Raw genomic sequence first — 22871 nt, 5'->3', positions numbered from 1 at the left:
GGGCTGGGGGTGAGGGAAGTCTTTCCTCACCTCGGCCCTACCGGGCTGAAAGTCCAACCCTGTTCCAACGGAGTTCGTCATGGCCACTGCAGTGCCCCTTACCGAGGTCGCCGGCCCCAGCCTGAAGCAGCGCCTCGCCCGTGCCGAGCGGATGAATCGCCTGAAGTCCCAGGCGCTGATCCTGCCGCTGCTGATTTTCCTCCTGCTGACCTTCCTGGTGCCCATCGGCGCGCTGCTCTACAGGAGCGTGAACAACCCGGAAGTGGTCGGTTCCATGCCGCGCACCGTCGACGCCATTTCCAGTTGGGACGGCAAGGCGCTGCCCGACGAACCGGTGTACAAGGCCTTGGCTGAAGACCTCGCCGCGGCGCGCAAGAACCAGACTATCGGCGACCTTTCCAAGCGCCTGAACATGGAGCTGGCCGGCTACCGCAGCCTGATGGCCAAGACTGCCCGTGCCCTGCCGTTCAAGACCGAGCCAGCCTCGTATAAAGATGCCCTGGAAAGTCTGGATGAGCGCTGGGGCGACCCGGCCTACTGGCAGGCGATCCGCCGCAACGCCAGTGAACTGACCCCCTATTACCTGTTGGCGGCCCTCGACCATCGCATCGATGATCTGGGCGAGGTTGCCCCGGCCACTCCGGACCAGGCGATCTATCTGGACATCTTCGCCCGCACCTTCTGGATGGGCGCGGTGATCACGGTAATCTGCCTGCTACTGGCCTACCCGCTGGCCTACTTGCTGGCCAACCTCCCGACCCGGCAGAGCAACCTGCTGATGATCCTGGTGCTGCTGCCGTTCTGGACCTCCATCCTGGTGCGCGTCGCCGCCTGGATCGTGCTGCTGCAGTCTGGGGGCCTGATCAACGGCGCGCTGATCAAGCTCGGCCTGATCGACCAGCCGCTGCAATTGGTGTTCAACCGCACCGGCGTCTACATCGCCATGGTGCACATCATGCTGCCGTTCATGATCTTGCCGATCTACAGCGTGATGAAGGGCATCTCGCCGAGCTACATGCGGGCGGCGATCTCCCTCGGCTGCCACCCCTTCGCCAGTTTCTGGCGGGTGTACTTCCCGCAGACCGTGGCCGGCGTTGGTGCCGGGTGCCTGCTGGTGTTCATCCTGTCCATCGGCTACTACATCACCCCGGCGCTGCTGGGCAGCCCGAACGACCAGATGGTGAGCTACTTCGTCGCCTTCTTCACCAACACCACCATCAACTGGGGTATGGCCACGGCCCTGGGCGGCATGCTGCTGTTCGCCACCCTGATTCTCTATGTGGTGTACAGCTGGCTGGTAGGCGCTGGCCGCCTGCGTCTGGGTTGAGGAGAGAAAAATGCTGAGTCCCTACATGTCCCCGGTCGAGCGCCTGTGGTACTTCACCCTGCGCGGCCTCTGCGGCCTGGTGCTGCTGTTCCTGATCCTGCCGGTGCTGGTGATCATCCCGCTGTCGTTCAACTCCGGCACCTTCCTCGTCTATCCGCTGCAGGGCTTCTCCTTGCGCTGGTATGCCGATTTCTTCGGCTCGGCGGAGTGGATGCGCTCGCTGGCCAACAGCATGATCGTCGCCCCGGCGGCCACTGTGCTGGCCATGGTCTTCGGCACTCTGGCCTCCATCGGCCTGACCCGGGGCGAGTTCCGCGGCAAGGCGCTGGTGATGAGCCTGCTGATCTCGCCGATGGTGGTGCCCGTGGTGATCATCGGTGTCGCCAGCTACCTGTTCTTCGCACCATTGGGGCTTGGCAACAGCTACCTGTCGCTGATCCTGGTGCATGCGGTGCTGGGTGTGCCCTTCGTGATCATCACGGTGTCGGCCACCCTGCAGGGCTTCAACTACAACCTCGTGCGCGCCGCCGCCAGCCTGGGAGCGCCGCCACTGACCGCCTTCTTCAAGGTGACCCTGCCGCTGATCGCGCCGGGGGTGATCTCTGGAGCGCTCTTCGCCTTCGCCACTTCCTTCGACGAAGTGGTGGTTACCCTGTTCCTCGCCGGCCCCGAGCAGGCCACCCTGCCGCGGCAGATGTTCAGTGGTATTCGCGAGAACCTCAGCCCCACTATCGCCGCTGCCGCGACGTTGCTGATCGGTTTCTCCGTCGCGCTGTTGCTGGTGCTGGAATGGCTGCGTGGTCGCAGTGAGCGCATGCGCACCTCCATGCCGGAGTAAGCTTCTCCAACCTTCGCCTGCCCGCGTCCCTATCGCGGGCAGGTTCTTTTCCGCCTCACCTCAGTCATCGGTCGAATCCCCGCGCGCCATTCATCCCGGCTACAATCCGCGCCACCGTGATTCTGCCCTGAGGTCCGCCATGCAGCCTTTCGCCATCGCACCGTCGATCCTATCCGCCGATTTCGCCCGCCTGGGCGAAGAAGTGGAGAACGTCCTCGCCGCCGGCGCCGACATCGTTCACTTCGACGTGATGGATAACCACTATGTGCCCAACCTGACCATTGGCCCGATGGTCTGCTCGGCGCTGCGCAAGTACGGCATCACCGCGCCGATCGACGCGCACCTGATGGTCAAGCCGGTGGATCGCATCATCGGTGACTTCATCGAGGCGGGCGCCACCTACGTGACGTTCCATCCGGAAGCCTCCGAGCACGTCGACCGCTCCCTGCAACTCATCCGCGATGGCGGTGCCAAGTCCGGCCTGGTGTTCAACCCGGCGACTCCGCTGGACGTACTGAAGTACGTGATGGACAAGGTCGACATGATCCTGCTGATGAGCGTCAACCCCGGTTTCGGTGGACAGAAGTTCATCCCCGGCACCCTCGACAAGCTGCGCGAGGCGCGTGCCCTGATCGACGCCTCCGGCCGTGACATCCGCCTGGAGATCGATGGCGGCGTCAACGTGAAGAACATCCGCGAGATCGCTGCTGCGGGTGCCGACACCTTCGTCGCCGGCTCGGCCATCTTCAACACCCCGGACTACGCCGAAGTCATCGCCGCCATGCGCGCCGAGCTGGCCCAGGTTTGATATGAGCGCGCTGCAGCGGCTGTTCGACGGGCGCCTGCCACGCCTGGTGATGTTTGACCTGGATGGCACTCTGGTGGATTCAGTTCCCGACCTGGCGGCCGCTGTCGACAGCATGTTACTTGCCCTTGGCCGACCTGCCGCCGGAGTGGAGCGGGTTCGCGAGTGGGTCGGCAACGGCGCTCGGGTGCTGGTGCGCCGTGCCCTGGCCGGGGATATCGATCATTCCGCAGTGCATGACAGCGACGCCGAGCGCGGTCTGGTGCTGTTCATGGACGCCTATGCCGAGAGCCATGCCCTGACCACCGTCTACCCGGGCGTGGCGGAAACCCTCAAGTGGCTGAAGAAAGAGGGCGTGGAGCTGGCGCTGATCACGAACAAGCCTGGACGCTTCGTCGCCCCCCTGCTGGACGAGATGAAGCTTGGGCGCTATTTCCCGCTGATCATCGCTGGCGACACCCTGCCGCAGCAAAAGCCCGACCCGGCCGCACTGCTCCATGTGATGCACATGACCGGCGTCAGTCGCACCGATGCGCTGTTCGTCGGTGACTCGCGCAACGATGTGCTTGCAGCCAAGGCAGCCGGGGTGCAATGCGTGGCGCTGAGCTACGGTTACAACCATGGCCGCCCCATTAGCGAGGAGGAACCGGCCCTGGTGGTGGATGACCTGCGCGAGCTGTTGCCTGGCGGTTGCGCCGCTCACGGTGCTGCGCTAATGTCGCCGGACTCCTCCGACAATCCGCCTCAACGAGACAGAAACGTGGTGGTTCACTGCAAGCATCGGCTCGAACGAGCCGGAATGAAGATCATCAAGGCCGTCGCCCGTTGGCGCTGGCGCGCCTGAATTCATTCTGGCCGGATGCTCCGGCGCGCTTGCACACCGACGTTCTAATCTCCAGGAGTCCTCAACGGGCTCCCTGCCCACGAGGCTGATCATGACCCGCGAAAAATTCCTGCGTTTGGCCGCCGAAGGCTACAACCGCATTCCGCTTGCGTTCGAAACCCTGGCGGATTTCGACACTCCCCTCTCCCTCTACCTGAAGCTTGCCGACACCCCATACTCCTACCTGCTGGAGTCCGTGCAGGGCGGCGAGAAGTGGGGGCGGTACTCCATCATCGGCCTGCAGAGCCGCACTGTGCTGCGCGCCCACGGCCTGAAGGTCAGCGTCAGCGTCGACGATGTCGAGGTGGAATCCCACGATTGCGAAGACCCGCTGGCCTTCGTCGAAGACTTCAAGGAGCGCTACCAGGTGGCGCCCATCGCCGGCTTGCCGCGTTTCAACGGCGGCCTGGTGGGTTACTTCGGCTATGACTGCGTGCGCTACGTCGAGAAGCGCCTGGCCAACTGCCCGAACCCCGATCCGTTGGGTACCCCGGACATCCTGCTGATGGTCTCGGACGCGGTGGTCGTGTTCGACAACCTGGCCGGCAAGCTGCACGCCATCGTCCTGGTCGACCCGACCCAGCCCGAGGCCTACGAAAAGGGTCAGGCCCGCCTGGTCGAGCTGCGGCAGAAGCTGCGGCAGCCGGTAGTGCCGCGCCTGGGCGTGGACCCGAGCCTACCGGTTGGGGGCGAGCCGGAATTCCGCTCCAGCTTCACCCGTGAGGACTACGAGCAGGCAGTGCGTGAGATCAAGGAGTACATCCTGGCCGGCGACTGCATGCAGGTGGTGATTTCCCAGCGCATGTCGATTCCCTTCCAGGCCGCTCCTATCGACCTTTACCGCGCCCTGCGCTGCTTCAACCCCACTCCTTACATGTACTTCTTCAACTTTGGCGACTTCCACGTGGTGGGCAGCTCGCCGGAGGTGCTGGTGCGTGTCGAGGACGGATTGGTCACCGTGCGCCCGATCGCTGGTACCCGCCCACGTGGTGCGACCGAGGAAGCCGACCGCGCCCTGGAAGAAGACCTGCTCTCCGACGCCAAGGAGCTGGCAGAACACCTGATGCTGATCGATCTCGGCCGCAATGACGTAGGCCGCGTCGCCAGCACGGGCAGCGTCAAGGTCACCGAGAAGATGGTGATCGAGCGCTACTCCAACGTGATGCACATCGTTTCCAACGTCACCGGCCAGCTCAAGGAAGGTATATCCGCAATGGAAGCGCTGCGCGCCATCCTGCCGGCCGGCACGCTTTCCGGTGCGCCGAAGATTCGCGCCATGGAAATCATCGACCAACTCGAACCGGTCAAGCGTGGTGTCTACGGCGGTGCCGTGGGCTACCTGGCCTGGAACGGCAACATGGATACGGCCATCGCGATCCGTACCGCGGTCATCAAGGACGGCGAACTTCATGTACAGGCTGGCGCCGGCATCGTCGCCGATTCGGTCCCAGCCCTGGAATGGGAAGAGACGCTGAACAAGCGCCGGGCGATGTTCCGGGCCGTGACTCTCGCCGAACAGACCGCCAAGACCGACGCTTGAGGATTGCACCATGCTGCTGATGATCGACAACTACGATTCCTTTACCTACAACGTGGTGCAGTACCTCGGTGAACTGGGCGCGGACGTGCATGTGATCCGCAACGACGAGCTCTCCATCGCCGAGATCGAGGCGCTGAACCCGGAACGCATCGTGGTCTCCCCCGGCCCCTGCACGCCCAACGAAGCGGGCGTGTCGCTGGAAGTGATCCGCCATTTCGCCGGCAAGCTGCCGATCCTCGGCGTTTGTCTTGGCCACCAGAGCATCGGCCAGGCCTTCGGCGGTGACGTCGTGCGTGCGCGCCAGGCCATGCACGGCAAGACGAGCCCGGTGTTCCACAAGGACCAGGGCGTGTTCGAAGGCCTGAACCACCCACTGACCGTCACCCGCTATCACTCCCTGGTGGTGAAGCTGGAAACCCTGCCCGTCGAGCTGGAAGTCACCGCCTGGACCCAGCACGCCGACGGCTCGGTGGACGAAATCATGGGGTTGCGTCACAAGACGCTGAACATCGAGGGTGTGCAGTTCCATCCGGAGTCCATCCTTACCGAACAGGGCCATGAACTGCTGGCCAACTTCCTCAAGCAAACCGGTGGAGTGCGCTGATGGACATCAAGGAAGCCCTGAACCGGGTGGTCAACCAACTGGATCTGACCACCGAAGAAATGCAGGACGTGATGCGCCTGATCATGACCGGCCAGTGCACCGACGCACAGATCGGTGCCTTCCTCATGGGCATGCGCATGAAGAGCGAGACGATCGAAGAGATCGTCGGTGCGGTCTCGGTCATGCGTGAACTGGCCACCCGTGTGGAACTCTCCAGCCTCGACCACGTGGTCGACGTAGTGGGGACCGGCGGTGATGGCGCCAACATCTTCAACGTTTCTTCCGCCGCCACCTTCGTGGTTGCTGCGGCAGGCGGCAAAGTGGCCAAGCATGGCAACCGCGCGGTATCCGGCAAGACCGGCAGCGCTGATGTACTGGAAGCCGCCGGCATCTACCTGGACCTCAAGCCGGAGCAGGTGGCGCGCTGCATCGAAGGCATCGGTGTCGGCTTCATGTTCGCCCAGGTGCATCACAAGGCCATGAAATACGCCGCCAGCCCGCGTCGCGAACTGGGTCTGCGCACCCTGTTCAACATGCTCGGCCCGCTTACGAATCCGGCCGGGGTGAAGCATCAGGTGGTCGGCGTATTCAGCCAGGCGCTGTGTCGCCCGCTGGCCGAGGTACTCAAGCGCCTGGGCAGTGAGCACATCCTGGTGGTCCACTCCCGTGATGGCCTGGACGAGGTGAGTCTGGCCGCACCGACCCATGTCGCCGAACTGAAGGACGGCGAAGTGACCGAGTACCAGATCCAGCCCGAGGACTTCGGCATCAAGAGCCAAAGCCTGATCGGCCTGACCGTCGGCAGTCCGCAGGAGTCGCTGGAGCTGATCCGCGACGCCCTGGGCAGGCGCAAGACGGAAAACGGCCAGAAGGCCGCCGACATGATCGTGCTGAACGCCGGCGCGGCGCTCTATGCTGCCGACCTGGCGTCCAGCCTGAAAGAAGGTGTGCGCCTGGCGCAGGACGCTCTGCACACTGGTCTGGCCCGCGAAAAGCTGGACGAGCTGGCCTCCTTTACCGCGGTGTTCCGAGTGGAGAATGAAGCGTGAGCATCCCAACCGTTCTTGAGAAGATCCTGGCGCGCAAGGCCGAGGAAGTGGCTGATCGCCGTGCCCGCGTCTCACTGGCCGAAGTCGAAGCGTTGGCCCGCGCCGCCGACGCCCCTCGTGGTTTCGCCCGGGCGCTGCTGGAGCGTGTCGAGCGCCACGAGCCAGCAGTAATCGCCGAAGTGAAGAAGGCCTCCCCGAGCAAGGGCGTGCTGCGCGAGAACTTCATTCCGGCGCAGATTGCCAAAAGCTACGAGGCCGGCGGTGCCGCCTGCCTGTCGGTGCTGACCGATGTGGACTTCTTCCAGGGCGCCGATGCCTACCTGCAGGAGGCCCGTGCGGCCTGCTCGTTGCCGGTGATCCGCAAAGACTTCCTGATCGATCCGTACCAGGTGGTCGAGGCCCGTGCGCTCGGTGCTGACTGCATCCTGCTGATCGTCTCCGCGCTGGAAGATTCGCGGATGAAGGAGCTGGCGGCCACCGCCAAGGACGTCGGCCTCGATGTGCTGGTGGAAGTGCATGACGGCAAGGAACTGGATCGCGCGCTGAACTGCCTGGATACCCCGCTAGTGGGCATCAATAACCGCAACCTGCACACCTTCGAAGTCAGCCTGGAAAACACCCTCGACCTGCTGCCGCGCATTCCGCGTGACCGCCTGGTGGTAACCGAGAGCGGTATTCTCAATCGTGCCGATGTGGAGCTGATGGAAGTCAGCGGCGTGTATGCCTTCCTGGTGGGCGAAGCCTTCATGCGCGCCGAAGAGCCGGGCACCGAACTGAGCCGCCTGTTCTTCCCCGAGCGTAATCGCGTGGTGGCGGGCATCGATCCGGACTGAGCAAGGCCTTTGCTTCAGACATGAAAAAGCCGGCTTGCGCCGGCTTTTTCGTTTGCGGCTTCAGCGGGTGCCGAAGACCACCATGGTCTTGCCCTTTACATGCACCAAGCCCTGTTCCTCCAGGCTCTTGAGCACGCGGCCGACCATTTCGCGGGAACAGCCGACGATACGGCCGATTTCCTGGCGGGTGATCTTGATCTGCATGCCGTCCGGGTGAGTCATGGCGTCCGGCTGCTTGCACAGGTCGAGCAGGGTGCGTGCTACGCGGCCAGTCACGTCGAGGAAGGCCAGGTCGCCTACCTTGCGCGTGGTGTTGCGCAGGCGGTCGGCCATCTGGCTGCCGAGGGCGTAGAGGATTTCCGGATCCTGCTGAGTGAGCTCGCGGAACTTGGCGTAGCTCAGTTCGGCCACTTCGCACTCGGTCTTGGCGCGGACCCAGGCGCTGCGCTCCTTCTCTGCGCCTTCCTTTTCGAACAGGCCCATCTCGCCGAAAAAGTCGCCGGCGTTGAGGTAGGCGATGATCATCTCGCGACCGTCGTCATCCTCGATCAGGATGGTGACGGAGCCCTTGATGATGAAGAAGAGGGTTTCGCAGCGATCGCCCGCATAGATGATGGTGCTCTTGGCCGTGTAACGGCGGCGGTGACAATGCGCGAGAATCTTGTCCAGGCTCTTTATTTTTGGTGTAAGGGTAATTGCGACCATGCCCGAGTCCCGAAATAGAGAAGGTAAGCCTTTGTCCAACAGGCAATTTTCTAATAGTTGTCCGGCCAAGTGTGCCAGTAATCCGGCGCCAGCTTAACAGAGGACCCTGATTCGACAACGTGATTTTGCGACGCACCTAACACCTGCCCCGGAACTATTTGCAGCCCGGCATGGAAAACGCGCTGTGATAAGCTACCGCACCTTTTTCCGAGCGGAGTTCCAGGCGATGAAAGCACGCATCCAATGGGCGGGCGAAGCCCTGTTCCTTGGCGAATCCGGCAGCGGCCACGCGGTCGTGATGGATGGCCCGCCCGAGGCTGGCGGTCGCAACCTGGGCGTGCGTCCCATGGAAATGCTGCTGATCGGTCTTGGCGGTTGCACCAACTTCGACGTGGTGAGCATCCTGAAGAAATCCCGCCAGCCGGTGGAAAGCTGCGAAGCCTTCATGGAAGCCGAGCGCGCCAGCGAGGACCCCAAGGTCTTCACCAAGATCCACGTGCACTTCGTGGTGAAGGGGCGCGGACTCAAGGACGCCCAGGTCAAGCGCGCGGTGGAGCTGTCTGCGGAGAAGTACTGCTCGGCTTCGATCATGCTCGGCCGCGCAGGTGTCGAGATCACCCATGATTACGAAATCGTCGAGCTGGGCTGAGCCCGGTCCCGATGGATGGCCGGATAACGACATCCGGCCATCATAATTGCGCGGCAAACTCTGGCAGACGGCGCCCGTCGTCTGCATAATTCGCCCCCTTTCAATTTCCGGGGCGTCGGGCCCCGAACCTACGACCACAATCGCCAACGCGAAGAGGTGTAAACCGTCCTACGCAGAAGTGTCGTGCGCTTCTGACGGGCATGCTCAACCACGCGGCAGAGCCGCATATGCACAGAGAGCTCTCAACGGTGAAAAGCAAACTCAAGCTCCACGGGTTCAACAACCTGACAAAGACCTTGAGCTTCAACATCTATGACATCTGCTACGCGGAGACCCCCGAGGATCAGCAGGCCTACGTCCAGTACATCGATGAAGAGTACGACGCCGAGCGCCTGACCCAGATCCTCACCGACGTGGTGGACATCATCGGTGCCAACATCCTCAACATTGCCCGCCAGGACTATGATCCCCAGGGCGCGAGCGTGACCATCCTGATCTCCGAGCAGCCGGTGACCCCTACCGACAGCCAGATCGAGGAATCTCCGGGCCCGCTGCCGGAGACCATCCTGGCGCACCTCGATAAAAGCCACATCACCGTTCACACCTATCCGGAGATCCATCCGGTGTCGGGTATCGCCACCTTCCGGGTGGACATCGATGTTTCCACCTGCGGCGTGATTTCTCCGCTGAAGGCGCTCAACTACCTGATCCACCAGTTCGACTCGGACATCGTCACCGTCGACTATCGCGTGCGCGGTTTCACCCGTGATGTGGAAGGCAAGAAGCACTTCATCGACCATGAGATCAACTCGATCCAGAACTACCTCTCCGAAGACACTCAGGACGCCTATCAGATGACGGACGTCAACGTGTACCAGGAGAACATGTTCCACACCAAGATGCTGCTCAAGAACTTCGAGCTGGACAATTACCTGTTCGGCGATGCCACCAGCAATCTGACTGTCGAGCAGCGCAAGGAAGTCGAAGAGCGCGTACGGCACGAGATGCTGGAAATCTTCTACGCGCGAAACATGCCTCATTGAGGACGCTTCCCGGTAGAAACGAAAAAGGGCGCTGATGGCGCCCTTTTTCATGTGCGGCGTTCAGACCCGGTAGGTGCTCTTGGTCATGATCTTCGACAGCAGTGTCATGCCGAACTTCACCGGAGCGGGGAAGCGCAGGCCGCCGGCCTCAATGGCGCTAGTGGCGTGTTGCTCCTCGTCGGTACGCATCTGCTCGAGGATGGCGCGGGACTTGGCGTCTTCGGCGGGCAGTTGCTCCAGATGCTCGTCGAGGTGCTTGCACACCTGGTCTTCGGTCGCGGCAACGAAGCCCAGGCTCACTCGATCGCTGATCAGGCCGGCTACGGCGCCGACGCCAAACGACAAGCCATAGAAGATCGGATTGAGGACACTCGGGCGGCTGCCCAGCTCGCGGATACGCTGTTCGCACCAGGCCAGGTGGTCGACCTCTTCCTCGGCGGCGTGCTCCATGGCCTCGCGCACTTCTGGCAGCTTCGCGGTCAGCGCCTGCCCCTGGTAGAGCGCTTGGGCGCAGACTTCGCCGGTGTGGTTGATACGCATCAGCCCGGCGATGTGGCGGGCGTCCTCTGCCTTGAGTTCAGCATCGGGTTGGCCATCGGCGGGAGAGGGGCGGAATGGCTGACCGGTAAATGGCAGCAGGGTGCGCAGTGCGGCATCGGCCTGCAGCAACAGGCGGTCGGCGGGGGAGTAGGAACGTTCGCTGGCCATGCGGCACCTCCGTAGGACGTCGGCAGGCATTCTACCGCAAGGGGATGACCAAGGTTTGACCGGAGTCAGACGGTGGTCGGTGGGCGGGAGGGCTTCCCGCCCTTGGGACGAGGCCGGATCAGCCCGGCGGCCAGTGCATCTGGCGCTGGCCAAGCACGTGCATGTGGATGTGGTAGACGGTCTGGCCACCCTGTTCGTTGCAGTTCATCACCACGCGGAAGCCTTCGTCGCAGCCTTGCGCCATCGCCAGGCGCTGGGCGGTGTAGGCGATATGGCCTACCAGCGCCTTGTCGTCCTCGGTGAGGTCGGTGAGCGTGCGCACGTGCTTCTTCGGGATCACCAGGAAGTGCACGGGAGCCTGCGGCGCGATGTCGTGGAAGGCGACGACCTGGTCGTCTTCATAGAGCTTGCGCGCGGGAATTTCCCCGGCAGCGATTTTGCAGAACAGACAGTCCACGGGAATTCTCCGGCCTGTTATAAGAATGTCCGAGTTTAGCGGCGAGCGATTTCCCCGGCCAGCATCGGCCGATGCCCACAAGGAGCCTCTGTGAAGAACGATATCCACGACCTCAGCCTAGTGCTGGACTCGAGGGTCAAGCTGGTCCTGATCGAGTCCTGGGATGAGCGCCGGGTGCTTGAAACCCTCACCAGCCTGGCCGTCAAGCGCGGTCTCGGACTCTTCACCTGGGCGGTCAGCGAAGGGCTGCAGCGCCTGGGTTTCGGTGGTGACAGCATGGGCGAGGGTGACAGTCGCGAGCCGGAAACGGCGCTCAAGCTGATTAAGGCTGATCCGCAACCAAACCTGTATGTGATGTGCGATCTGCATCCCTTTCTGGGCGACAACCCCAAGGTGGTAAGGCTGCTCAAGGAAGTGGCCATGGCCGAGGGCACCCATAAGCCAACCCTGGTGCTGGTGTCCCATGCGCTCAAGCTGCCGCCGGAAGTGCAGCGCTACGCGGCGCGCTTTGATCTGGCACTACCCAGTGAGGATGAGTTGCTGAGCATCGTTCGCGAAGAGGCCTCGCGCTGGAGCGAGCGTAATCGTGGTGCGCGGGTCCGCACCGACAACCGCACCTTGCAACAGGTGGTGAAGAATTTGCGTGGCATGAGTCATGGTGAGGCCCGGGCCCTTGCGCGCAATGTGATCTGCGACGACGGCGCCATTACCCAGGAAGACCTTCCGGAGCTGAACAAGGCGAAGTTTCAATTGTTGGATCTGGAGGGCGTGCTCAGTTTCGAGTACGAGACGGCTCGTTTTGCCGAGGTTGGGGGGCTGGCCAACCTCAAGCGTTGGTTGGCCGAGCGTCAGTCTGCGTTGCTGGACGACAAGGGCCTGGACCGACCCAAAGGGGTATTGCTGGTCGGTGTGCAGGGTGGAGGCAAGAGCCTCGCGGCCAAGGCAGTCGCCGGCCTCTGGGGGTTGCCACTGCTGCGCCTGGACTTCGCTTGCCTGTACAACAAATTCTTTGGCGAAACCGAGCGCAACCTGCGCGAAGCGCTGAAGCTGGCAGAGCAGATGGCCCCCTGCGTGCTATGGATGGATGAGGTGGAGAAAGGCCTGGCAAGCGGCGACCATGATGGCGGTGTCAGCCAGCGCGTGCTGGGGACCTTGCTGACCTGGATGGCCGAGCGCAAGGCGCCGGTGTTCATGGTGGCGACTGCCAATGCCATCGACCGGCTACCGCCAGAGCTGCTCCGCAAGGGACGCTTTGATGAGCTGTTTTTCGTCGACTTGCCGCAGCCTGAAGTTCGTGCCGAAATCTTCCGTATTCACCTGGGCCGACGCGAGTTGGACCCGGCGCAGTTCGACCTGCATCAACTGGTGGGGGCCAGTGATGGTTTTTCCGGCGCTGAGATCGAACAGGCGGTGGTAGGCATGCTCTACGCTGCCCAGGCCCAGCAATGCCCGGCCGACCAGGCTCTGCTGCTGCGTGAGATCAAGGGTACCGCGCCATTGTCGGTGCTGATGGCCGAGCAGCTGGCAAACTTGCGGGCATGGGCGAACGGGCGTTGCGTGAAAGCCGAGTGAGGCCCCTCAGGGTTGGGCGAAACGGCGAATGACCCGGCCCAGCAAGCGGCGTACCAGCCAGCGCGGGGCCAGCCTGGGGACCAGGGCGGCGAGCCGGTTGCGCCAGCCGGGGATAATGATGGCGCGGTTCTTTTCCAGGGCGCGTACGGTGATCAGCGCTACTTCCTCGGGGCTCATCATCAGTTTGCTGCCTTCCAGGCTGTCGACTTGCAGATGGGCGCCGCGGAAGAAGGCGGTGCGGGTTGGGCCAGGGCACAGCACCGAGACATTCACGCCGCGCGGGCGCAGTTCTTCTCGCAGGCCTTCGGAGAGGTTCAATACGTAGGCCTTGCTGGCGTAGTAGTTGCTCATCCAGGGGCCGGGCTGGAAGCCCGCCACCGAGGCGACGTTGAGGATCTGCCCGCCACCCTGGCGTGCCATCAGACCGCCAATGCCATGGCAGAGCCGGGCCAAGGCGAGGATGTTCAACTCGATCAGCTCCTGCTCGCGGCCCCAGTCCTGGTCAACGAAGGCGCCGCAGGAACCAATGCCTGCGTTGTTCACCAGCAGGTCGATTTCCCGCTCACCCTGTTCCAGGTCCATCAGCAGGCCGGACACCTGCAAGGGTTCGGCGAGGTCGCAGTAGCGGAACAGCACCTCGACGCCGAAGCGCTGGGTCAACTCGCAGGCGATGCTCTCCAGCACGTCCCGCTGTCGGGCCACCAGCAGCAGGTGGCGCCCCCGTCTCGCCAGGGCCTCGGCCAGGGCCAGGCCAATACCGCTGGAGGCGCCGGTGATCAAGGCATAACGGGGCATCTGGAGGTTCTCCGTAACGGGGCCGGGTTGGACAACGCCGGCCCCGGGAGGTTGCTTACTCGGCGGACTCGCCTTCGAGCGGGGGCACTTCGGCCGGTTGCTCGAAGCTGGCGGCAGCGTCCAACTGGGCGCGCATCAGGTAGTCCTGATAGGCCGGTATCGAAATGGCGGCGACTATACCGATTACCGGCACCAGAATGATCAGCCAGGCCAGCACTTTTACTGCACGACTGTTTGGCGGCGGTGGCGGGCCATAGCGGTTCGGGCCGTCAGTGCCAGGGACGAAGAGCATCAGAAGCGCGAAAACGCTGCCGACGACGGGGACGAAGTTCAACAGCCAGAGCCACCCGGACCAGCCGATGTCGTGCAGGCGCTGCACGCCAATGCATACGCTGACCACAACTAGCGCCAGACTCGCGACCAGAGTCAGCAGACCGGCGAGGATCTCGGAAAGCGCGAAGCTGCCCAGGATGACACCGCCGATCGGCAGGAAGGCAAGCATCAACGCCATGCTCCAGCCGAGGTAGCGCACCCGGCCGATGCGGCCGTTGGTGCCGAACACCTTCAATTCGCCGAACTCCGGCAACTGCTCGCCGACCTGGGCCTGGGGCGGAGCGTAGGGCGATGCGGGTTCGCTGCTGGTGATTGAGGCTTTCACCAGGGTGGCTTCTTCGGACAGTTGCGTCTGGCGGGCCAGGTATTTGTCGATGATGATCCCGCAGGCCTGGCACTCCGTCGATTTCGGTTGTTCATGGCCGCATTTCGGGCAGCTCATGCTGTCGCTTTTCGGGGCGACTTCGGCAGCAGGGGTGCTGGGCTCCGGGTGATCATCCGTGGTCACCAGACTCAGGCCTGCCGCCAGGTCGTGCTCCTTGCGCACTTTGGCGCCGGCGCGTTGCAGCGCGGCGAGGTACTTGTCCGCCTCGGCTTCCAGCAGGTGGCGCTTGAAGGCGACACTGCGGCCGCCGAACAGGCTGTCGATCTTACTGGTATCGCTCTTGAACAGGCGGGCGAGGTTTTCTTTGACGGTGTCCAGCGCCACACCGGGCATGGGTTCTCCGTCGAAGACGATCTTGTAGCGGGCTTCGGTCATGCGAGCATCCTTGTCAGCGACAGAAAAATGATGGCACAGCGTAATTGCGCTCTGGCCCGCGGCACAAGCGGGCTGGCGCACAAAAAACAGGGTTCAGGCGAGGCCGAGCGGGCTCCAGCGTCCGACCAGGCTTCCGCGGCGCAACAGGCGCAGGTCAGCGAACTCGCCTAGGGTGCCTTCAGAATGCGTCGGACGCAGGAAGACCCAGTCGTCCACGGCGAGCCCTGTAGCGTGGGAGCCGGCCAAGCGCTCCTGGTTGGCGCTGCGGCCGTAGAGGTTGTCATGGGTGGGTCCGGCCGGGGAAACCGGGGTGGCTTGCCAGTTGCCTCCATAGAGGTAATGGGCGCGCTGGCAATTGGGGTTCCAGCCCTGCAGCACTCCTTGTGCGCCTTCCAGATAGGGTAAGGCGCCATCGAGTACCTTGAGTACGGGTGTGGCTATCCACAGGGCCGGCAGGTGCTCGTGGAGCAGGTCACTGTCGAATGGTTGAGGCCCATGAAGTAGGCATCGTGGGGGCGGCCGTGATCAGTCGGACGCGCGGACCACAGGCCCAGGGCGCCGAGCGCTCCGAGCCCGAGCCCGAGCCCGAGCAGGGTGCGCCGCCTCATTGAGCCCAGCGTTGACCCAGTTGCCCGGCCTTGTCGCGGGCGGCGCGATACTCCTGGTCAAGACGGGCGATCAACTCGTCCACCGTGGGTAGGTCGCGAATGTTGCCCACCCCCTGGCCAGCTGACCAAACGGTCTTCCAGGCCTTGGCTTCATCACTGACGGGTTTCAACTTCTCGCCGTAGTTGATATCGCCCTTGTCGGCGAGGCGCTTCAGGTCGTAGCCGGCCGCTTCCAGGCTCTGGCGCATGAAGCTCGCAGGTACGCCGGAAACGGCCGGAGTGTGGATGATGTCGGCTGCGCGGGCATCGAGGATCATTTGTTTGTAGCGGGTTTCGGCATCGCTCTGCTGAGTGGCGATGAAGCGGGTGCCGAGGTAGGCCAGGTCGGCGCCGAGCATCTGCGCGGCAAAGATTTCGTGGCCGTGGTTGAGGCAGCCAGCGAGCAGCAGGGTCTTGTCGAAGAACTGGCGAATTTCGGCGATCAACGCAAAGGGGCTCAAGGTGCCGGCATGGCCGCCGGCGCCCGCCGCTACGGCGATCAGGCCGTCCACGCCTGCCTCGGCGGCCTTCTCGGCGTGGCGGCGAGTGGTCACGTCGTGAAATACAAGACCGCCGTAGCTGTGCACAGCGTCTACGACCTCCTTCACTGCGCCGAGGCTGGTGATGACGATGGGGACACGCTTGTCGACGCAGATGGCCAAGTCGGCCGAAAGTCGCGGGTTGCTGTGGTGAGCAATGAGGTTCACCGCGAAGGGCGCAGCGTCTGTCCTAAGGCCCGCCTCGATCTCATCCAGCCAGGCGCGAAAGCCGCTGCTCTCGCGCTGGTTGAGGGCGGGAAAGCTGCCAACGATACCGTTGTTGCAGCAGGCCAGGACCAGTTTGGGATTGGACACCAGGAACATTGGTGCGGCCACGACCGGCAAGCGCAGGCGTTGATCGAGCAGGGCAGGCAGGGACATCTGGAGTTCCTCTTGTCAGTTCAGAAGGGCTTGACCACCACCAGGATGACGATGGCGATCAGGAATAGCACCGGGACTTCGTTGAACCAGCGGTAGAACACATGGCCCCGGCGATTTTCGCCCCGGGCAAAACGCTTGAGCAGGGAGCCGCAGGCGTGGTGATAGCCGATCAGCAGGATCACCAGAGTGAGCTTGGCGTGCAGCCAGCCCTGGCTCAGCCAGCCCGAGTTGAGATAGAGCATCCAGATTCCCAGGACCAGGGTGGCGATCATCGAGGGCCCCATGATGCCGCGGTAGAGCTTGCGCTCCATGACCTTGAAGCGCTCACGGCTGGGCTCGTCCTCGGCCTGGGCGTGATAGACGAAGAGTCGCGGAAGGTAGAACAGGCCGGCGAACCAGCAGACGACGGCGATGATATGCAAGGCCTTGAGCCACAGATAGAGCATGGGAAGGTTTCCATCGGACAGATGGTCCGGATAGTAGAGGCTTGAGCGGCCGCACGTCACCTCAGCGGTTGGCCCCTGGCCGATGCGGCCTTATCATCGGCAGCTTTCCAATCGGTTCATTGAGGGGCAAGTGATGGTCAAGGTCGGAATCGTCGGCGGCACAGGCTATACCGGTGTCGAATTGCTGCGTCTGCTGGCTCAGCATCCGCAGGCGGAGGTCGCGGTGATCACCTCGCGATCCGAGGCCGGGGTCAAGGTCGCCGACATGTATCCGAACCTGCGCGGTCACTACGACAACCTCGCATTCAGCGTGCCTGACGCCGCAACCCTGGGAGCGTGCGACGTGGTCTTCTTCGCCACGCCCCATGGCGTAGCCCATGCGCTGGCCGGTGAGTTGCTGGCGGCCGGAACCCGGGTCATCGACCTCTCCGCGGACTTCCGTTTGCAAGACGCCGAGGAATGGGCCAAGTGGTACGGCCAGCCCCATGGCGCGCCGGCATTGTTGCCGGAGGCTGTTTACGGCCTGCCGGAAGTGAATCGTGAAGCCATCAAAGGCGCACGCCTGATCGCCGTCCCCGGTTGCTATCCGACTGCTGCGCAGCTCGGTTTCATCCCGCTGCTGGAAGCCGGCCTGGCCGATACGCATCAACTGATCGCCGACTGCAAGTCCGGTGTCAGTGGTGCCGGTCGTGGTGCGAAGGTGGGCTCGCTGTTCTGCGAGGCAGGCGAAAGCATGATGGCCTACTCGGTGAAGGGGCATCGCCATCTGCCGGAAATCAGCCAGGGCCTGCGCCGCGCCGCCGGTGGCCCGGTAGGCCTGACTTTCGTACCGCACCTGACTCCGATGATCCGCGGTATCCACGCCACCCTCTATGCGAACGTTGTGGACAAAGGCGTCGACCTGCAGTCGCTGTTCGAGAAGCGCTACGCCAACGAACCCTTCGTCGATGTGATGCCGGCCGGCAGCCATCCCGAAACCCGCAGTGTGCGCGGCGCCAACGTATGCCGCATCGCGGTTCACCGTCCCCAGGGCGGCGACCTGGTGGTGGTGCTTTCGGTGATCGACAACCTGGTGAAGGGTGCGTCCGGTCAGGCGGTACAGAACCTGAACATCATGTTCGGCCTTGATGAGCGCCTTGGTCTCTCCCACGCGGCTCTGCTGCCGTGATGTCAGGCGGCGCCGGAGGTTCGTGTCCCGGCGCCGCACCTCGATCCATTGGCAGGGTCGAATCGCTTAATAGTTGACCAGTTTTCTAGGGTAAGCGGATAATGCCTCGCCTTAGCGCAGTATGGCGGCGTCAAGCCGGGAGAGTTGCAGCATGAGCGTCGAAACCTTCACCCCTTCAGCCCTGATGTTCACCGAGGGCGCGGCCAGCAAGGTGAAGAACCTGATCGATGAAGAGGGCAATCCGCGCCTGAAGCTTCGTGTCTTCGTGACCGGCGGCGGCTGCTCGGGATTCCAGTACGGCTTCACCTTCGATGAAGACGTGGCGGACGACGACACCATCGTCGAACGCGACGGCGTCAGCCTTGTCGTCGACCCGATGAGCTTCCAGTACCTGGCGGGTGCCGAGGTTGATTATCAGGAAGGTCTCGAAGGGTCGCGTTTCGTGATCAAGAACCCGAATGCCACCACCACCTGTGGCTGTGGGTCTTCGTTCTCGATCTGATTTTCAGCTCGTACAGCGAACGCCGTGCTTATGCACGGCGTTTTAGTTTCTGCTGACTTCGTTCAGGCGGGGTAAATGGCGCCGAGGATGCGCAGGCCGCGGGCGCCAGTGACGCTGGGGCGGTTGGTGGGAATACCTTCCAGACAGCAGTGGGCCAGCCAGGCAAACGCCATGGCCTCGACCCAGTCCGGGTCCACGCCAAAGTCGGCAGTGCTGCACACGCGAGTGTCAGGCAAAAGGGCAGCGAGACGCTGCATCAGATGCTGATTGTGGACGCCGCCGCCGCAGACCAGCAGGTCGTCAGTCTTCGACTGCGCGGCGCGGAGGGCTTCCGTGATGCTGCGGGCAGTGAGCTCCAGCAAGGAGGCCTGTACATCTTCGGGCTTGAAGAGCGGCAGGCGTGCCAGCCGGGACTGTAGCCAACCGAGGTTGAATAGCTCGCGGCCAGTGCTCTTGGGCCCTTGGGTGGTGAAGAAGGAATCACCGTACAGGGTATCCAGCAGCCGCTGTTGCAGGGTTCCGCTGGCGGCCCAGTCACCATTGCGGTCGTAGCTCTCGCCGCGCTGAAGATGAATCCAGGCATCCAGCAGAACGTTGCCAGGACCACAGTCGAATCCATGCACTGCTTTGCCCGGCTCGATCAGGCTCAGATTGCTGAAACCGCCGACGTTGAGCACGGCACGGTAGCTGTTGGCGTCGCCGAACAACGATTCATGGAAGGCGGGTACGAGAGGCGCACCCTGTCCGCCAGCAGCGACGTCGCGTCGGCGGAAATCGCCAACCACGGTGATACCTGTGAGCTCGGCAAGCAGTGCGGGATTGCCGATCTGGATGGTGAAACCACGCGCAGGTTCGTGGCGCACGGTCTGTCCGTGGCTGCCGATGGCGCGAATATCCCTGGCGCCCAGGTTGTTGCGAACCAGCAGGGCGTTGATACCCGCAGCGGCCAGCTCGACCCAGCCGTTCTCCGCCAGTGCGGCGCGGGCGAGCTCGTCGGGGCCGGAGGCGCAGAGCGCCAGCAGCTCGCTACGTAGCGAGCCGGGCATGGGGATGTAGTGGGTGTCGAGAAGGGTGATCCGATCGGTCTGTTCGACCAACGCAATGTCCAGGCCATCAAGGCTGGTCCCGGACATCACCCCCAGATAGCGCTGCATGCGGTCAGCGCTTGTTCAAGGCAAGCATGCTGGCCTTTTCCCTATCCATGCGTGCCATCAGCGGCTGGCTCATCTGCAGGAAGCGCTTCTTCTCGCTGGCGATCAGCGGATCAGCCATCGGCAGTTTCACGCCCAGCGGGTCGACATGCACACCGTTGACCTGGAACTCGTAGTGCAGGTGCGGACCGGTAGACAGGCCGGTAGTACCCACATAACCAATGATCTGGCCCTGCTTGACGCTGCCGCCGGTACGAATGCCCTTGGCAAAACCTTGCATGTGGCCGTACAGCGTCTTGTATTTGCTGCCGTGCTGGATGATCACGGCGTTGCCGTAACCGCCGCGGCGGCCTGCCAGGACGATCTTGCCGTCACCGGTGGCCTTGATCGGAGTACCGCGGGGAGCAGCGTAATCCACGCCTTTGTGAGCGCGGATCTTGTTCAGGACTGGGTGGCGGCGACCGTTGGAGAAGCGCGAGCTGATGCGGGCGAAGTCCACTGGTGTGCGGATGAAGGCCTTGCGCATAGCTGTGCCGTCGCCGCGCAAGTAACTGGCAGTGCCCTGCTTGTCGACATAGCGGACCGCGGAAAAGGTCTTACCACGGTTGATAAAGCGAGCGGCGAGGATTTCCCCGCTACCTACTTTCTTGCCCTCAACCACCTTCTCTTCGTAGATCATCTCGAACTCGTCGCCTTCACGGATGTCGAGGGCGAAATCGATGTCGTAGCCGAAGATATTGGCAAGATCCATGGCCAGATCGTGGGAAAGGCCGGCGCGTTTAGCGGACAGGAACAGCGAGCTGTCGATTACGCCGCGGGCGTACGCAGAGCGCAACTCCGGCTTGATTACATCACGCTTGAAGGCGTAGCCCTTGGGGGTCTTTTCCAGGTGAACGCTCTCGAGACCGCTAACCTTGGTGCTGATCTTTTCGAGCTCACCGCTGGGTGTGAGCTTGAATTCGAAGTTCTGGCCAACCTTCAGGCGGCTGAGTTGCTTGGCGTCCTTGCTGCTGTTCAGGACGTCGTGCAGGACATTGGCGGATAGGCCGACCTTGGCGAACACCGTAGACAAAGTATCGCCGTTGCCTACGGTCACGGCCTTGAGGCTGGGATCGACAGGCTTCTGAGTGGCAACGAGGTCGGTAGCTTCTTCTTTCTTCTTATCCGCGTCTTTTCCGGCGCTGTTCTGGTTGTCGGCAGGGTTCTCGATCTTGGTGAATGGCGAGAAACCCTCATCCCCGGTGATGGAACCTGGTCGGAGGTCGTCCTTCTCCTGGATTACCATCTCCGAGCTGTTCTCCAGCTCCAGGTTGATGTAGGTCTTCTTCGCCTCGACTTCGCGAGACGGGAACACCAGCAGGGCCAGGCTGAGCAGCGCAGCCACACCGCTAGCAGCCAGCAAGTGGCTCTTCGGATAGGGCGGCGCTTTGGGTACTGAATGCGTCATGGCGTGTGGTGTTGTTTTGGAATATGAACTAACTGCCTAAAATATAATCAAAATCCGCCCTAGGCAACCTTGGAGTGCAGCCTTCCGCTGACTGGCACGGCGCTGGGCTCAGAACTTGTAATTAGTTCGCGATCTTGTATGGTTGGTTCCCCTTTTGTCCATCCAACGGTCTACGAGTCCTGTCATGAAGTCGGTTGAAGAGCAGCTGGCGCTGATCAAGCGCGGTGCGGAAGAGGTTCTGGTCGAGTCCGAGCTGGTCGAAAAGCTCAAGCGTGGCCAGCCGTTGCGTATCAAGGCAGGATTCGATCCGACCGCCCCCGATCTTCATCTCGGGCACACCGTCCTTATTAATAAGCTGCGGCAGTTTCAGGAGCTGGGGCATCAGGTGATCTTCCTGATCGGTGACTTCACCGGGATGATCGGCGACCCCAGCGGCAAGAGCGCCACTCGCCCGCCGCTGACTCGTGAGCAGGTTCTGGAGAATGCTGAGACCTACAAGGCTCAGGTGTTCAAGATTCTTGATCCGGCCAAGACCGAGGTGGCGTTCAACTCGACCTGGATGGACCAGTTGACTCCAGCGGACTTTATTCGCCTGGCCTCCCAGTACACCGTCGCCCGTATGCTCGAGCGCGATGACTTCAGCAAGCGCTACGGCACCAATCAGCCTATTGCCATCCATGAGTTCCTCTATCCGCTGGTGCAGGGGTACGACTCCGTAGCGCTGCGCGCGGATGTCGAGTTGGGTGGTACTGATCAGAAGTTCAACCTGCTGATGGGGCGTGAGCTACAGCGTGCCTACGGGCAGGAGTCCCAGTGCATCCTGACCATGCCATTGCTGGAAGGTCTAGATGGCGTGAAGAAGATGTCCAAGTCCCTGGGTAACTACGTGGGCATCCAGGAGGCGCCGGGTGTCATGTACAACAAGCTGGTGTCCATCCCGGATCAATTGATGTGGCGTTACTTCGAGCTCCTTAGCTTCCGTTCCATGGAGGAAATCGAGCAGTTCAAGTGTGACGTAGCGGCGGGTGCCAATCCTCGCGACATCAAGATCAAGCTGGCTGAGGAGATCGTCGCTCGTTTCCATGGTGAGGAAGCTGCGGCCACTGCTCACCGCTCCGCCGGCAATCGCATGAAGGAAGGCGAACTGCCGATGGATCTACCGGAGGTTCAGCTGTACTCCGCCGAAGACATGCCCATTGCGTCTGTCCTTAATAAGGCAGGTCTGGTGAAGAATGCCGCGGTCGCCCGTGACCTTCTTGGCTCTGGTGGTGTGCGTGTGGACGGTCAAGTTGTGGATCGTGCTTTTACCTTCAAGCTGGGCGCAACTCATGTACTGCAGGCCGGCAAGAAGGCATTTGCTCGCGTATCCCTGGCTGTCGAGTAAAACCTTTCAATTAAGTGTTGACGGCAGAATCTGCATCCCTATAATGCGCACCTCTTCCGGCGCAGTTGCCAAGCAAAACTCCTTGTAGATCAATGAGTTAAGTGGTTGGTGAAGGTGCTGGGAGGTTCCGCTTCGCAAGGTTCGCCGGTGGCGAGTGGAGTTGGAAAGGAGGTGTTGACAGCGTGATTGAGCGCTGTAGAATGCGCCTCCCGCTGACGAGAAGAGAGATCGGATCGAAGGCGCAAGCGGTTGAGTAGAAAAGAGATTTTCGAAAAACAGCTTGACAGTAAGAAAGGCTGCTGTAG

The 22871-nt window shown here is 62.4% G+C and carries 25 protein-coding genes; 14 read left to right on the top strand and 11 right to left on the bottom strand.

The genetic code is table 11. The features are described 5' to 3' along the window. The first annotated feature begins 79 nt into the window (after nt 1-79). From G559_RS0126180 to trpC, 8 genes are all read left to right on the top strand, one after another. Nucleotides 80-1327: an ABC transporter permease gene (locus G559_RS0126180; RefSeq protein ID WP_028631068.1), complete on the top strand. Its 1248-nt coding sequence runs from the start codon at nt 80-82 to the stop codon at nt 1325-1327. Nucleotides 1328-1337: 10 nt separating this feature from the next. Continuing rightward, a complete protein-coding gene (locus tag G559_RS0126175; protein WP_028631067.1) occupies nt 1338-2165 on the top strand; it encodes an ABC transporter permease in 828 nt (275 codons plus the stop codon). Between the two features lie 139 nt (nt 2166-2304). Further along, nucleotides 2305-2973: a ribulose-phosphate 3-epimerase gene (rpe, locus tag G559_RS0126170; RefSeq protein ID WP_028631066.1), complete on the top strand. Its 669-nt coding sequence runs from the start codon at nt 2305-2307 to the stop codon at nt 2971-2973. A gap of 1 nt (nt 2974) precedes the next feature. Then, nucleotides 2975-3814 (top strand): phosphoglycolate phosphatase, encoded by an 840-nt coding sequence (locus G559_RS0126165; RefSeq protein ID WP_028631065.1) that lies wholly within the window; start codon nt 2975-2977, stop codon nt 3812-3814. 91 nt (nt 3815-3905) lie between these two features. Next, complete coding sequence (trpE, locus tag G559_RS0126160) at nt 3906-5393, top strand: anthranilate synthase component I (RefSeq protein WP_028631064.1); 1488 nt, start codon at nt 3906-3908, stop codon at nt 5391-5393. Nucleotides 5394-5403: 10 nt separating this feature from the next. Continuing rightward, complete coding sequence (locus G559_RS0126155) at nt 5404-5997, top strand: aminodeoxychorismate/anthranilate synthase component II (RefSeq protein WP_028631063.1); 594 nt, start codon at nt 5404-5406, stop codon at nt 5995-5997. Next, nucleotides 5997-7046 carry an anthranilate phosphoribosyltransferase gene (gene trpD, locus G559_RS0126150; RefSeq protein WP_028631062.1) on the top strand — a complete coding sequence of 350 codons (1050 nt, stop codon included), beginning with the start codon at nt 5997-5999 and terminating at the stop codon, nt 7044-7046. The genes G559_RS0126155 and trpD overlap by 1 nt, the downstream gene beginning before the upstream one ends. Then, a complete protein-coding gene (gene trpC, locus G559_RS0126145) occupies nt 7043-7879 on the top strand; it encodes an indole-3-glycerol phosphate synthase TrpC (RefSeq protein WP_028631061.1) in 837 nt (278 codons plus the stop codon). The genes trpD and trpC overlap by 4 nt, the downstream gene beginning before the upstream one ends. A gap of 60 nt (nt 7880-7939) precedes the next feature. On the opposite strand, the gene crp is transcribed toward trpC, so the two are convergent. Continuing rightward, on the bottom strand, nt 7940-8584 hold the full coding sequence (gene crp / locus G559_RS0126140; protein ID WP_028631060.1) for a cAMP-activated global transcriptional regulator CRP: 645 nt from the start codon (nt 8582-8584) through the stop codon (nt 7940-7942). 226 nt (nt 8585-8810) lie between these two features. On the opposite strand from crp, the gene G559_RS0126135 reads away from it, so the two are divergent. Both G559_RS0126135 and speD read left to right on the top strand, forming a co-directional pair. Next, a complete protein-coding gene (locus tag G559_RS0126135; protein ID WP_028631059.1) occupies nt 8811-9233 on the top strand; it encodes an OsmC family protein in 423 nt (140 codons plus the stop codon). 248 nt (nt 9234-9481) lie between these two features. After that, nucleotides 9482-10276, top strand: a complete 795-nt coding sequence (gene speD / locus G559_RS0126130) for an adenosylmethionine decarboxylase (protein WP_028631058.1) — start codon at nt 9482-9484, stop codon at nt 10274-10276. Nucleotides 10277-10336: 60 nt separating this feature from the next. On the opposite strand, the gene coq7 is transcribed toward speD, so the two are convergent. Next, complete coding sequence (coq7, locus tag G559_RS0126125; protein WP_028631057.1) at nt 10337-10984, bottom strand: 2-polyprenyl-3-methyl-6-methoxy-1,4-benzoquinone monooxygenase; 648 nt, start codon at nt 10982-10984, stop codon at nt 10337-10339. Between the two features lie 118 nt (nt 10985-11102). Then, entirely contained in the window at nt 11103-11441 is a 339-nt protein-coding gene (locus G559_RS0126120) for a histidine triad nucleotide-binding protein (RefSeq protein WP_028631056.1), read from the bottom strand. Between the two features lie 90 nt (nt 11442-11531). On the opposite strand from G559_RS0126120, the gene G559_RS0126115 reads away from it, so the two are divergent. After that, the gene (locus G559_RS0126115) at nt 11532-13013 is read left to right on the top strand and encodes an AAA family ATPase (RefSeq protein ID WP_028631055.1); all 1482 of its coding nucleotides are present in this window, start codon (nt 11532-11534) and stop codon (nt 13011-13013) included. Between the two features lie 6 nt (nt 13014-13019). On the opposite strand, the gene G559_RS0126110 is transcribed toward G559_RS0126115, so the two are convergent. The 5 genes from G559_RS0126110 to hemJ form a co-directional block, all read right to left on the bottom strand. Next, entirely contained in the window at nt 13020-13808 is a 789-nt protein-coding gene (locus G559_RS0126110) for an SDR family NAD(P)-dependent oxidoreductase (RefSeq protein WP_028631054.1), read from the bottom strand. A 55-nt stretch (nt 13809-13863) separates the two neighbouring features. Further along, a complete protein-coding gene (locus G559_RS0126105) occupies nt 13864-14901 on the bottom strand; it encodes a DUF805 domain-containing protein (protein WP_028631053.1) in 1038 nt (345 codons plus the stop codon). 93 nt (nt 14902-14994) lie between these two features. Beyond that, nucleotides 14995-15279: a type III PLP-dependent enzyme domain-containing protein gene (locus G559_RS29400; protein ID WP_028631052.1), complete on the bottom strand. Its 285-nt coding sequence runs from the start codon at nt 15277-15279 to the stop codon at nt 14995-14997. Nucleotides 15280-15505: 226 nt separating this feature from the next. Then, nucleotides 15506-16468: an NAD(P)H-dependent flavin oxidoreductase gene (locus G559_RS0126095; protein ID WP_028631051.1), complete on the bottom strand. Its 963-nt coding sequence runs from the start codon at nt 16466-16468 to the stop codon at nt 15506-15508. A 20-nt stretch (nt 16469-16488) separates the two neighbouring features. After that, on the bottom strand, nt 16489-16914 hold the full coding sequence (hemJ, locus tag G559_RS0126090) for a protoporphyrinogen oxidase HemJ (RefSeq protein ID WP_028631050.1): 426 nt from the start codon (nt 16912-16914) through the stop codon (nt 16489-16491). 133 nt (nt 16915-17047) lie between these two features. Here hemJ and argC point away from each other — a divergent pair, with 133 nt between their 5' ends. Together argC and erpA are read left to right on the top strand one after the other, a co-directional pair. Continuing rightward, on the top strand, nt 17048-18082 hold the full coding sequence (gene argC, locus G559_RS0126085; RefSeq protein WP_028631049.1) for an N-acetyl-gamma-glutamyl-phosphate reductase: 1035 nt from the start codon (nt 17048-17050) through the stop codon (nt 18080-18082). Nucleotides 18083-18233: 151 nt separating this feature from the next. After that, nucleotides 18234-18584, top strand: coding sequence for an iron-sulfur cluster insertion protein ErpA (gene erpA / locus G559_RS0126080; protein ID WP_028631048.1), 351 nt, complete (start codon nt 18234-18236; stop codon nt 18582-18584). A 62-nt stretch (nt 18585-18646) separates the two neighbouring features. Here the strand turns inward: erpA and G559_RS0126075 are convergent, their stop codons facing one another. Together G559_RS0126075 and G559_RS0126070 are read right to left on the bottom strand one after the other, a co-directional pair. Then, nucleotides 18647-19738: an anhydro-N-acetylmuramic acid kinase gene (locus G559_RS0126075; protein ID WP_028631047.1), complete on the bottom strand. Its 1092-nt coding sequence runs from the start codon at nt 19736-19738 to the stop codon at nt 18647-18649. A gap of 4 nt (nt 19739-19742) precedes the next feature. After that, nucleotides 19743-21182, bottom strand: coding sequence for a peptidoglycan DD-metalloendopeptidase family protein (locus G559_RS0126070; protein WP_028631046.1), 1440 nt, complete (start codon nt 21180-21182; stop codon nt 19743-19745). Nucleotides 21183-21366: 184 nt separating this feature from the next. Between G559_RS0126070 and tyrS the strand changes: the two genes are divergently transcribed. After that, nucleotides 21367-22566, top strand: a complete 1200-nt coding sequence (tyrS, locus tag G559_RS0126065; RefSeq protein WP_028631045.1) for a tyrosine--tRNA ligase — start codon at nt 21367-21369, stop codon at nt 22564-22566. Nucleotides 22567-22572: 6 nt separating this feature from the next. Here tyrS and G559_RS30835 read toward each other — a convergent pair. Next, the coding region (locus tag G559_RS30835) for a hypothetical protein (protein WP_211228809.1) at nt 22573-22871 on the bottom strand (299 nt) is incomplete at its 5' end.

Source organism: Metapseudomonas resinovorans DSM 21078 (genome assembly GCF_000423545.1).
GTDB classification, from domain to species: Bacteria; Pseudomonadota; Gammaproteobacteria; order Pseudomonadales; family Pseudomonadaceae; genus Metapseudomonas; species Metapseudomonas resinovorans.
This window is presented reverse-complemented; position numbering and strand designations above follow the sequence as displayed.